Source organism: Variovorax sp. YR634, from assembly GCF_900106655.1.
In the GTDB taxonomy this organism is placed as follows: domain Bacteria; phylum Pseudomonadota; class Gammaproteobacteria; order Burkholderiales; family Burkholderiaceae_C; genus Variovorax.
In genome coordinates, this window is sequence record NZ_FNOL01000006.1 from 194695 (window position 1) to 205456 (window position 10762).

9 protein-coding genes are annotated in these 10762 nt (G+C 67.2%); 3 read left to right on the forward strand and 6 right to left on the reverse strand.

Annotated elements, in window-relative coordinates:
- Positions 1-44 precede the first annotated feature (44 nt).
- The 4 genes from BLV60_RS13670 to BLV60_RS13685 form a co-directional block, all read right to left on the reverse strand.
- Positions 45-1259, reverse strand: coding sequence for an SAM-dependent methyltransferase (locus BLV60_RS13670; protein ID WP_093055277.1), 1215 nt, complete (start codon positions 1257-1259; stop codon positions 45-47).
- Positions 1256-2056, reverse strand: a complete 801-nt coding sequence (locus BLV60_RS13675; RefSeq protein ID WP_093055279.1) for a DUF1365 domain-containing protein — start codon at positions 2054-2056, stop codon at positions 1256-1258. The genes BLV60_RS13670 and BLV60_RS13675 overlap by 4 nt, the downstream gene beginning before the upstream one ends.
- Entirely contained in the window at positions 2053-3399 is a 1347-nt protein-coding gene (locus tag BLV60_RS13680) for an NAD(P)/FAD-dependent oxidoreductase (protein ID WP_093055281.1), read from the reverse strand. The genes BLV60_RS13675 and BLV60_RS13680 overlap by 4 nt, the downstream gene beginning before the upstream one ends.
- Before the next feature lie 293 nt (positions 3400-3692).
- Positions 3693-4307 (reverse strand): glutathione peroxidase, encoded by a 615-nt coding sequence (locus BLV60_RS13685; RefSeq protein ID WP_093055284.1) that lies wholly within the window; start codon positions 4305-4307, stop codon positions 3693-3695.
- A 129-nt stretch (positions 4308-4436) separates the two neighbouring features.
- Between BLV60_RS13685 and BLV60_RS13690 the strand changes: the two genes are divergently transcribed.
- The 3 genes from BLV60_RS13690 to BLV60_RS13700 all read left to right on the forward strand — a co-directional run bounded on the left by BLV60_RS13690 (position 4437) and on the right by BLV60_RS13700 (position 6804).
- Positions 4437-5294 carry a ferritin family protein gene (locus BLV60_RS13690; protein WP_093055286.1) on the forward strand — a complete coding sequence of 286 codons (858 nt, stop codon included), beginning with the start codon at positions 4437-4439 and terminating at the stop codon, positions 5292-5294.
- Positions 5295-5374: 80 nt separating this feature from the next.
- The gene (locus BLV60_RS13695) at positions 5375-6256 is read left to right on the forward strand and encodes an RNA polymerase sigma-70 factor (RefSeq protein WP_093055288.1); all 882 of its coding nucleotides are present in this window, start codon (positions 5375-5377) and stop codon (positions 6254-6256) included.
- An 86-nt stretch (positions 6257-6342) separates the two neighbouring features.
- Entirely contained in the window at positions 6343-6804 is a 462-nt protein-coding gene (locus tag BLV60_RS13700; protein ID WP_093055290.1) for a carboxymuconolactone decarboxylase family protein, read from the forward strand.
- Between the two features lie 6 nt (positions 6805-6810).
- Here the strand turns inward: BLV60_RS13700 and BLV60_RS13705 are convergent, their stop codons facing one another.
- Entirely contained in the window at positions 6811-7968 is a 1158-nt protein-coding gene (locus BLV60_RS13705) for a septal ring lytic transglycosylase RlpA family protein (protein WP_093055292.1), read from the reverse strand.
- Positions 7961-10756 (reverse strand): bifunctional [glutamate--ammonia ligase]-adenylyl-L-tyrosine phosphorylase/[glutamate--ammonia-ligase] adenylyltransferase, encoded by a 2796-nt coding sequence (glnE, locus tag BLV60_RS13710; protein ID WP_093055294.1) that lies wholly within the window; start codon positions 10754-10756, stop codon positions 7961-7963. The genes BLV60_RS13705 and glnE overlap by 8 nt, the downstream gene beginning before the upstream one ends.
- Positions 10757-10762: the final 6 nt, after the last annotated feature.

The following is a 10762-nucleotide window of genomic DNA, read 5'->3' on the forward strand; positions in this document are numbered from 1 at the left end:
GAAACGAGCCCTGAAGAAAGGCGCCACGCGGCGCCTTTTTCTTTTCAGCGCTTGCGCAGCGTGTACTGCACCACGTCGATGTTCGCCTGCGAGAACGCGGCCTCGCAGTAGGCCAGGTAGAACTCCCAGATACGCATGAAGCGCTCGTCGAAACCCAGCTGCAGGATGCGGCCGCGTTGCCCGAGGAAGCTCTCGCGCCAGCGGCGCAGCGTCTCGGCGTAGTCGGCGCCGAAGGCGAATTCGTCCACCACCTCCAGCCCCGCGGCCTCGGCCTCGCGGCGGAACTCGCGCGGGCACGGCAGGCAGCCGCCCGGGAAGATGTACTGCTGGATGAAGTCGGTCGAGTCGATGTAGCGGTCGAACAGCAGATCGTCGATCACGATGCTCTGCACGCAGGCGCGGCCGCCCGGCTTGAGCAGCCGGCTCACGCTCTGGAAGTAGGTCGGCCAGTACGCGCGGCCCACGGCTTCCACCATTTCGATGGAGCACACCGCGTCGAAGGGGGCGTCGGCGATGTCGCGGTAGTCCTGCAGGCGCAGGTCGGTGACCAGTCCGGCGGTGCGCTCGCGGGCGTAGGCGAGCTGCTCGGTCGACAGCGTCACGCCCGTCACCGAGGCGCCGAAGTCCGTCGCCGCCATCTCGGCCAGCGCGCCCCAGCCGCAGCCGATCTCGAGCACGCGGTCGCCGGGTTGCACGGCCGCCAGTTCGAGCGCGCGGCGCACCTTGGCGCGCTGCGCCTCGGGCATCGGCTTGGACAGGTCGCCATCGAACCAGGCCGACGAGTAGTTCATCGTCTCGTCGAGCCAGAGTTTGTAGAACGCGTTGCCCAGGTCGTAGTGCGCGTGGATGTTGCGCGAGCTGCCGGCCTTGCTGTTGCGGTTCATGAGGTGCCGCACGCGGTACAGCAGGCGGCCGGGCCAGCTGCCGTACACCACGTCTTCGATGGCGCGGCGGTTGGCGATGAACACCTTGATCAGCTCGGTCAGGTTGGGCGTGGTCCAGTCGCCGGAGATGTAGCTCTCGGCAAAGCCGATGTCGCCTGACTTGAGCGCGGCCTTGCAGGCGTTCCAGTTGCGCAGCGTGAGCGAGGCCGTGGGGCCGCTGCCCGGCGTGGCGCCGAAGTGCCGCACCGAGTCGTCGGGCAGGCGCACGGTGAGCGAGCCATGGGCCAGCCGCTGCAGCAGGCCGAGTACGGTGCGCGCGGCGGCGGGCGCGCCCTGGGGCAGCGAGAAGCGGGACGCGGTTGTTGTGGACGTCATGGATTCACCTGCTGCTGCTGGTTGTCGCGTGAAACGAAGTGCGTGGGCGGCGCCGGCCTGGCGACCAAGGGCACGCGCTTGACCCACAGCTTCGCGGCCTGCCAGTGGATGCGCGCGATCAGCCCGAAGGTCATGGCCGGGTAGCGCCACAGCGCACGGCGCACGCTGGCCGCGGTCATGGGACCGAGGTCGCCGCTCACGCTGGTCTGCAGCAGCGGGCCGTCGGTGTCGTCGTGGTCGATGCGCACCACCGTACGTGCGCGGCCGGCATCGACGAAGAAGCGGAAGCGGTAGCTGCCATGGACGCTGCAGAACGGCGAGACGTGGAAGGCTTTCGTCGCCTGGAGTTCTTTGCCGTACACCGGGCGGTCCAGCAGGTAGCAATGGCGCTCGCCGAAGGTGTTGTTGACCTCGACCACGATGGCCCGCAGCACGCCTTCGGGCGTGTGGCAGTACCAGAAGCTCACCGGCTTGAAGGTGTAGCCGAACACGCGCGGATAGCAGTGCAGCCAGGCTTCGCCGCCGGCGTCGTGGATCTGGTGGGCGGCCAGCAGGTCGTCGAGCCAGGCCAGCGCGCCGCCTTGCTCGGGCGGTCGGCCGTCGCCGTGATCGACGTCGTGAAAAGAGATGGCGGCCGCGCGGTTGAGTGCCACGGCTTTGCTGCCGTGCTCGCGCAGGGCGCGCATCGGCAGCATCAGGAAGTAGGTCGGATAGACGAAGGCGTTGCGCGCAGGGCGCAGGCGTGTGTGGCGGACTTCGCCGAAGCCCATCAGCGGCGCGGCCTGCGTGGGTGTCATGCTGCAAGCCTCGCGATCGCGTCGTTGCCAGAGGACAGCCGCGCGCGCAGGCCCTCGGCCACGGTCAGGCCGGCCTTCAGGCCGTCTTCATGGAAGCCGTAGCCCATCCACGCGCCCGCGAACCAGGTGTTGCGCTGGCCTTGCAGGGCGGGCACCTCGGCCTGCGCGCGGATCGCGGCAAGGTCGAGCACCGGGTGGTCGTAGTCGTATTCGGCCATGACCTGACTACGCTGGATTTCGCGCACCGGATTCAACGAAACGACGACCGGTTGTTCCCAGGGCAGCGGCTGCAGCTTGTTCAGCAGGTAGTGCAGGCAGACACGGCCCGATTCGCGCTCGCCGGCTCGTTCGTAGTCGGCGCGCTCGTAGTTCCAGGCGGCCCAGGCCGCGCGGCACTGCGGCAGCACCGAGGCATCGGTGTGCAGCACGGCATGGTTCGACTGGTAGCGGATCGCGTCCAGCACCGCAGCCTCGGCGGGGCTCGCATCGCCCAGCATGGCGAGCGACTGGTCGGAGTGCGTGGCCAGCACGACGTGGTCGAAGCGCTCGACGCCCGCGTCGGTGGCCACCAGCACCCCGGCGTCGCTGCGGGTGATGCCGCGCACGGACGTGTTCAGGCGCTTGTCGGGCAGGCCCGCGACGATCTTCTCGACGTAGTGGCGCGAGCCGCCGCGCACGGTGCGCCACTGCGGCCGGTTGGCGATCTGGATCAGGCCGTGGTTGTGGCAGAAGCGGATCATGGTCGCGACCGGGAACCTCAGCATCCGCGTGGTCGAGCAGCTCCAGATGCAGCCCATCATCGGCAGGAAATACCACTCGCGAAACGCCGCGCCGAAGCGGTGGGCGTCGAGAAATTCGCCCAGCGGCTGGGCCATTTCTCCCTCGGTGCCGGCCTCGGCGATGCGCGTGGTCAGGCGGTTGAAGCGCAGCAGGTCGCCGAGCATTCCCAGGAAGCGGCGGTCGAACAGGTTGCGCCGCTGCGCGAACACGGTGCCGAGGCTGTTGCCGCTCCACTCCAGCCGGCCGCCGCTGTTGTCGCGCGCGGCCTGGACCGAGAACGACATGTCGGAAGCAGCCGTCTCGACGCCGAGTTCGGCAAAAAGACGGATCAGGTTCGGGTAGGTGCGGTCGTTGTAGACCAGGAAACCGGTGTCGACGCCATGGGCGACCCGGGTGGTGTCGGTGGAGGAGCGTGGAAGCTCGATCGTTGCCGTATGGGCGTGGCCACCGAAGTAGTCACTGGCTTCATAGAGGGTGACGGCGGCCGCGTCGCGCAGCGAATGCGCTGCGGCCAATCCTGAGATGCCGGCGCCGATGACGGCGATGCGAGGGGGCCGCGTCATCGCGAAACCCCAGCCCGGCTGGAAGACAAAAATGCTGCGAGGCGCCCCGACGCGAAGGAGGGAGGGAGGGAGGAGGAGAAGAATCGCCTCGGGATTTCGACCAGACGGCAGGCGCCCGGAAGACCTCGCAACATGAAAACTGCTGGGCAATCACTGCCCACGCAAGTTAGGAGCGCGACATCCGCGGCACGGTTCCCGCGCGTTTGGTAAACGTTTGTGACGCCGAGTTCACGATGATTTAGACGCATCGGTAAATAATATTACCGATTCGTTTTCTTGTGAACTGCTCAGTCTCAATTTGACCCGAGTTGCTTCTCGATGACGTTCACAAAGCCGTTTTCATCGGGCGCCGTCATGCTCGACCACGCTTGCACGACCTTGCCGTCGCGCCCGATCAGGTACTTGTAGAAGTTCCACTTCGGCGTGGTGCCGGAGGCCTGCGCGAGCTGCTTGAACAGCGGGTTCGCCTCGGTGCCGCGCACCGACGACTTGGCGAACATCGGGAATTTCACGCCGAAGGTGCTTTCGCAGAAGTCGGCAATTTCCTTGTTGGAGCCCGATTCCTGGGAGAAATCGTTCGATGGGAAGCCCAGCACCACGAGCCCGCGCGAGCGGTATTTCATGTCCAGCGACTCCAGCCCCTTGTATTGCGGAGTGAATCCGCAGAAGCTGGCCGTATTGACCACCAGAACCACCTTGCCGGAGTACTGGCACAAAGACTGGGGTTTTTCATCCTGCAGCCGCGGGAAGGTGTGTTGCAGGATTGCCGGGCATCCTGCGGCCTCTGCCGGAGCGGGCGCGGCGGACGCCGTCTGGGCGTGGGCGGGAAGGGTCGAAAAGAGGCTCGCCACGAGGGAAATCGCGGGGGCGCAGCGCCAGAGCGTCGACAATCGGAAGAGGGTTCGCATGGCGGGCTCCTGGGTCAAAAAGGGGGGTGTGCATCCGTGCCGCAACGGCGCACGTATTCGCATCATCGCGCGTCTGTCATGGTCGCGCCAAACTGGCCGACTAAAATCGGCGGCCATAGAAAGACATTGATGCTCTATCCGGAACTCTTCAGACAACTCGAATCCGTCCGCTGGGACATGGACAAGGACATTCCCTGGCAGTCGTTCGACGCTTCCTTGCTGTCGGAAGAGCAGGCGCAAACCATCAAGATGAATGCCATCACCGAGTGGGCGGCGTTGCCGGCCACCGAGATGTTCCTGCGCGACAACCGCCACGATAGCGATTTTTCCGCTTTCATGTCGATCTGGTTCTTCGAAGAGCAGAAGCACTCGCTGGTACTCATGGAGTACCTGAAGCGCTTCAGCCCCAAGCACGCCCCCACCGAAGAAGAGCTGCACGAAGTGCGCTTCGACTTCGACCCGGCCCCGCCGCTCGAAACCCTCATGCTGCATTTCTGCGGCGAAATCCGCCTCAACCACTGGTACCGCCGTGCCGCCCAGTGGCACACCGAGCCGGTCATCAAGCACATCTACACCACGCTGAGCCAGGACGAAGCCCGTCACGGCGGCGCCTACCTGCGCTACATGAAGCGCGCGATGGAAAAGTTCGGTGACGAGGCCCGTGCCGCGTTCACCAAGGTCGGCGTCCTGATGGCCAGCGCGCGGCGCACGGCGCAGGCCCTGCACCCGACCAACCTGCACGTCAGCAAGGCGCACTTCCCGCGCGACACCATCCAGAGCCGCATGCCCGATCCGGACTGGCTGGAGCACTGGCTCGACAAGCAGATCAAGTTCGATGCCGTCTGGGAAACCAAGGTTGGCGAGCGCATCCTGCACAACCTGAGCCTGCTGATGAACCGCAGCTTCAAGACGGTCCAGGAACTGAACCGCTACCGCAAGGAACTGGCGGCCACCCTGGGTCCCAAGCCCGAATACCAGGGCGCATAAAGAAAAACGCCCCGCACGCCGGGGCGTTCTTTCTTGAAGGACCCGTGTCACAAACCGGGGACGCCAGCCGTCTAGCTCCCATGGACGACGCCACCCTCACCTTCGACCGCCACCGCCCTCGCCTGCAGGGCATCGCCTACCGCATGCTCGGCTCCATGGCCGAGGCAGAAGAGGTCGTGCAGGACGCCTGGCTACGTTGGCATGAAGCCGCCAAGGACACCTTCGACAGCGCCGAAGCCTGGCTCGTGACCGTGGTCACGCGCCTGTCGATCGACCGGCTGCGCGCCGCCAAGGTCCAGCGCGAGCATTACATCGGCGCCTGGATGCCCGAGCCCATGCTGACCGAGGCGCCCGACACGCCCGAGCAACTGCTGGAGCGCGCCGACAACATCTCCGTTGCCTTCCTCGCCGTGCTGGAGCGCCTCGCCCCCGAGGCCCGCGCCGCCTTCCTGCTGCGCGAGGTGTTCGACGCCGACTACGAAGAAGTCGCCCGCACCCTCGGCAAGAGCGAGGCCGCCTGCCGCCAGCTCGTGCACCGCGCCAAGGTCCAGGTGCAGGAAGGGCGCCCGCGCTTCACCGTGCCGCGCGAAACCCACGAGCGCCTGTTGCGCGCCTTTGCCGACGCCGCCGCGCGCGGCAGCCTGCAGGACCTGAAGGCGTTGATGGCCGAGGACGTCGAACTCATCGGCGACGGTGGAGGCAAGGTGCAGACCTTCAGCAAGATCCTGCGCGGCAGCCAGCGCCTGGCGCAGCTGTACTACTCGCTGTGGCGCCGCATGGGGCCGGCGGTGCGCATGGAAATGGTCGATATCAACGGCGAGCCGGGCATGCTGCGTTTTCTCGACGGCGAACTCGAATCGGCCCAGACCTTCGAAATCGAGAACGACCGCATCGTGCGCATCCGCGCGCAGCGCAACCCCGACAAGCTGGCGCGCATCGCACAGCTTTTTTCTTCGAAATAGTTCGCGCGGCGTGTCACAGGGCGCATGGCTCGCCCGTCTTCAGTGGGTAGCAAGCAGATTTCATCGCAACCCACCTGGAGAAACCCATGAACACCACCGCACGCCTGAACTGGTTCAAGCTCGTCCCGAAGTCCTTCGAGGCCATCCTCGCCGTCAACACCACCATCGAGTCGAGCACGCTCGGCAAGACACTGGTCGACTTCGTCTTCGCCCGCGTCTCGCAGATCAACGGTTGCGCCTACTGCCTCGACATGCACGTGCGCGACCTGCGCAAGCAGGGCGAGGAGTGGCAGCGCATCAACAGCCTGCCCACCTGGCGCGAGGTGAGCTTCTTCAACGAGCGCGAACGCGCTGCGCTGGCCTGGGCCGAATCGCTCACGCGCCTGGCCGACGACCATGACGAACGCGAAGCAGAATTCGCCGCGCTGAAGGCCAATTTCAGCGACGTGGAAATTGCAGAACTCACCGTGGCAATCGCGCAGATCAACACCTGGAACCGCCTCAACGTCGGCATGCGCGTGCCGGTCGCGGTCAAGCCGTTGGCCTGAACGGGCTTACCTGCGCTCCACCACCATCGGCGAGATGCGCAGGCTCTCGCGCAACTGCGCGACCGCTTCGCCGGCCGCATTGCGCGAGGCAAAAGGCCCGGCCTGCAGCCGGTGCGTACCGGCTTCGCTGAACACATGCAGCTGCGGCGCCAGCGAAGGCAGCCCACGCGCGGCCTGGTTCAGCAGGCTCTGTGCACCGTCGCGTTCGCGAAAGGCGCCGAGTTGCACCCAGAAGCCCGGCAGCGCCAAGGGCTGTGCAGCGCCGGCAGGTGGCTGTGACGCAGGCGCCGCCTGCAGCGGGGCCAGGTCGCTCACCACGATGGCCTGCCGGGTCGGTGGAATGGACGGCGGCGACTGTGCCGACTCCGGCTCGGTACCTGGCGGCAGCGCCGCGGCCATCGGCGTCTGCGGCGTGACGGGCATCGTCGATGCCGGTGGCGGCAGGTCGTCATTCACCGTCGCGACCGGCGCCACCCATTCGGCCGGCACCCGCACCTGCTGCGCGCTCGCCACACGCACCGGCGCTGCGCGCACGGGAGCAGGCGCTTCAGCCGCCGCATACGCCGTCCCCGAATCCCGCCGCCATGCGCCCGTGCGGATGTCCTCGTTCGTGATCCGCTCGATCTCTACCGGCGCGACGCCGCGTAGCAGGTCGAGCTTGAGCGCGGCCGTGTAGCTCAGGTCGATGACGCGGCCGTCCACGAACGGGCCGCGGTCGTTCACGCGCACGATCACCTCGCGCCCGTTGGCCGGGTTGCGCACGCGCACATAGCTCGGCAGCGGCAGCGTCTTGTGCGCGGCCGTCATGGCGTACATGTCGTAGGGCTCGCCACTCGAGGTCGACGCCGCGTGGAACTTGCGGCCATACCAAGAGGCCAGTCCCGACTCGCGGAACGGCCGATCGTCGGTGAGCGGCGCATAGCCGCGACCCAGCACTGTGTACGGCTTGCTGGTGCCGCCGCTGGTGCGGATGGGCTCGATGCGGGGTTCGGCATCGGGCACGTTGGCGAGGTCCGGCGGAATGTTGGTGCCCGGCCCGTCGCGGCCGCTGGCCACACCGCTCCCGCTGCGCGGACCGCTCGCGCAACCGGCCAGAAGGACGGCGACAGCCACCGCGCACGCAGCCAGCGCGGTGGCGGCGGAGGAGCGAGCGCCGTCAGCCAAATACCGCCTTCCAGAGCGCCAGCATGGCCTCGCGCTCAGGGGCCAGTGCGGGCGGGGTGACCTGCGTCGGTTCTTCGTTCAGGCGTGCGCGATGCTGCACGCGGCGCAGCTCGCGATAAGCCCGCGCCGCGCTGCGGCCCACGCCTTCGGGCAGCAGCCCCGCCAGTTCGGCGCGCAGCAGCAGCGCGATGTTGCCCACGTTCGGAATCAGCTCGGGATGCTTGCCCGACGACGACAGCACCAGAAACTGCACCGCGAACTCGGCATCGACCATGCCGCCGGGGCTGTGCTTCACGTCGAAGCGATCGGCCTTCACCGGCCGCGCGCCGCGCAGCTTCTCGCGCATCGCGATGATCTCGGCCTTCAGCGCCTCGCGGTCGCGCGGCGACACGAGCACGGCCTCGCGCACCTGGTCGAAGCGCGCGCCCAGTTCGGCGCCGTGGTCTTCGCTGCCGAGCACGAAGCGCGCGCGCGTCATGGCTTGGTGCTCCCAGGTCCACGCGGTGTTGCTGCCGCGGCCGAGCTGGTATTTCTCGTAGGCCTCGAAGCTGGTGGTGAGCAGGCCCGAGTTGCCGTTGGGCCGCAGGGCGGTGTCGATCTCGAACAGGTCGCCCTCGCGCGTCTTCACCGTGAGCCAGTTGATGAGCTTGCGCACATAGGCTGCATAAACTTCGCCGGCGCGCTCGTCGTCATCGTCGTAGACGAACACGATGTCGAGGTCGCTGCCGTAGCCCAACTCTTTTCCTCCCAACTTGCCGTAGCCGATGATCGCGAACTGCGGCACCTCGCGGTGCCGGTTGCGCACGTGCGGCCAGCACCAGCGGGCGGTCACGCGCAGCGTGGTGTCGGCCAGTGCGCTCAGGTCGTCGGCCACCTGCTCGACGGTGATGCGGCCGTCCACGTCGCGAGCCAACGTGCGGAACACCTCGGCGTGGTGCGCGTGGCGCAGCAGGTTCAGAAGGCGCTCTTCGTCGGCCTCGCCGGTGCGGGTGAGCGATGCGTGGCGCGCTTCGAGCTCGCGCTCGAACTCGGCGGCGACGAAGCGGCCCGACAGCATTTCGTCGCTCGCCAGTTCGTCGATCACGCCTGGGTGCTGCATCAGGTAGCGCGCGGGCCACTTGGCCGCACCCAGCAGGCGCAGCAGGCGTTCCTGCACGGCCGGTCGTTCGACCAGCAGCGCGAGATAGCTCTCGCGGCGCATCAGCGGCTCGATCCAGTCGGCCCAGCGCATCGCGGCATCGACGTGGCGCGGCGTCTGCCCGGCGCCATCGCCATCGGGCTCCTTGAGCCACTGGCCGGTGCGCTGCACCAGCTGGCGCAGCCGCCCGCGTGTTTCTTCGCGCAGGGCCAGCACGCGGGGCTGTTCGCACCAGTCGCGGATGCGCTCGGCAAACACCGGGGGCAGGTCGTCGAGCAGGTCGGCCAGATCGGCGGGCGCGGCGGTCTTCTTGCCGCTGCACTTGCCGTTGCAGGGCTTCTCGCCGCCGAGCAGCTTGTCGAACTCCTGCGCGACGAACTCGCGGTGCGTGTCGAGCTGCGCCAGGAAAGGGCAGCACTCGGGATAGTCCAGGGTCTGGGCGATCCAGCGCAGATCGTCGTCGGACACCGGTAGCACATGGGTCTGCTGGTCGTCGAGGTATTGAATACGGTGCTCCACGCGGCGCAAAAACTCATAGGCCGCGGCCAGAGCATCGGCCGTTTCCTGTGGCATGAGGTTGGCGCGCGCCAGGCGCTGCAGCGCATCGAGCGTGGGCCGCGTGCGCAGCTCGGGAAACTGGCCGCCGCGCACCACCTGCAGCAGCTGCACGGTGAACTCGATCTCGCGGATGCCGCCGCGCGACAGCTTCACGTCGTTCGCGCGCTCGGGCCGCCCGGCGCTGCGGCGCGCCGACTGCTCGCGGATCTGCCGGTGCAGCACGCGCAGCGAATCGAACACGCTGTAGTCGAGATAGCGACGGAACACAAAAGGGAGCACCGCGCCGCGCAATCCCTGGGCCTGGCCCGCGAGCACGATGTCGCGCGGAGCCACCACCCGGCTCTTCATCCAGGCAAAGCGCTCCCATTCGCGGCCCTGCACCTGGAAATACTCTTCAAGCGCATCGAGCGAGACCACGCTCGGGCCCGAGTTGCCGTTGGGCCGCAGAGCCAGGTCGACGCGGAACACGAAGCCGTGCTCGGTGGTGTCGCCCACCAGCGCATAGATGCGCTTCACGGCGCGCGCAAAGTACTCCTGGTTGGCCAGCCGGCCGCGCCCGTCGGCGTCGCCCTTGGTCTCGCCGTCCACGTCGTAGAGATAGATCAGGTCGATGTCGCTCGACACGTTGAGCTCGCGCGCGCCGAGCTTGCCCATGCCGACGATCCACAGCTGAGCGCGCTGGCCTTCGGGGCCGAGAGGGGCGCCGTGCACTGCGTCGAGTTCGTGGCATGCGTCCTGGCACGCAATATCGAGTGCCAGTTCGGCCAGCTCGGTGACGGCGGTGGTCACCACGGCCAGCGGCGCCTGCTCGTCGCAATCAAGCGTTACAAGCCGCTCCATCACAAGCTGCCGCACAATTCGCAGTGCATCGCCAACGCTGTCCCCACGTTGGCGCAATGCCTCGTAAGCCACCGTCATCGACTCGCGCCGCGGCGCACCAGGGGGAAGCAATGAAAGCTCGGCCGCATACCTGCGACGCAGGCGCTGCACGAAGCGTGAGTAAGAAGAGAGCGCGCTGCGCGTCGAAGTGGCTGGCAACTGGTTCACACTGATGCTGGTTTCCGTGGAACCCCTCTGAATGCTGGCGGTCATAATTCC

What these genes read in the sequence shown, in the direction of transcription:
- BLV60_RS13670 (WP_093055277.1), bottom strand. Translation starts at nt 1,259, where the DNA reads ATGACGTCCACAACAACCGCGTCCCGCTTCTCGCTGCCCCAGGGCGCG.
- BLV60_RS13675 (WP_093055279.1), bottom strand. Translation starts at nt 2,056, where the DNA reads ATGACACCCACGCAGGCCGCGCCGCTGATGGGCTTCGGCGAAGTCCGC.
- BLV60_RS13680 (WP_093055281.1), bottom strand. Translation starts at nt 3,399, where the DNA reads ATGACGCGGCCCCCTCGCATCGCCGTCATCGGCGCCGGCATCTCAGGA.
- BLV60_RS13690 (WP_093055286.1), top strand. Translation starts at nt 4,437, where the DNA reads ATGCTCTATCCGGAACTCTTCAGACAACTCGAATCCGTCCGCTGGGAC.
- BLV60_RS13700 (WP_093055290.1), top strand. Translation starts at nt 6,343, where the DNA reads ATGAACACCACCGCACGCCTGAACTGGTTCAAGCTCGTCCCGAAGTCC.
- BLV60_RS13695 (WP_093055288.1), top strand. Translation starts at nt 5,375, where the DNA reads ATGGACGACGCCACCCTCACCTTCGACCGCCACCGCCCTCGCCTGCAG.
- BLV60_RS13685 (WP_093055284.1), bottom strand. Translation starts at nt 4,307, where the DNA reads ATGCGAACCCTCTTCCGATTGTCGACGCTCTGGCGCTGCGCCCCCGCG.
- glnE (WP_093055294.1), bottom strand. Translation starts at nt 10,756, where the DNA reads ATGACCGCCAGCATTCAGAGGGGTTCCACGGAAACCAGCATCAGTGTG.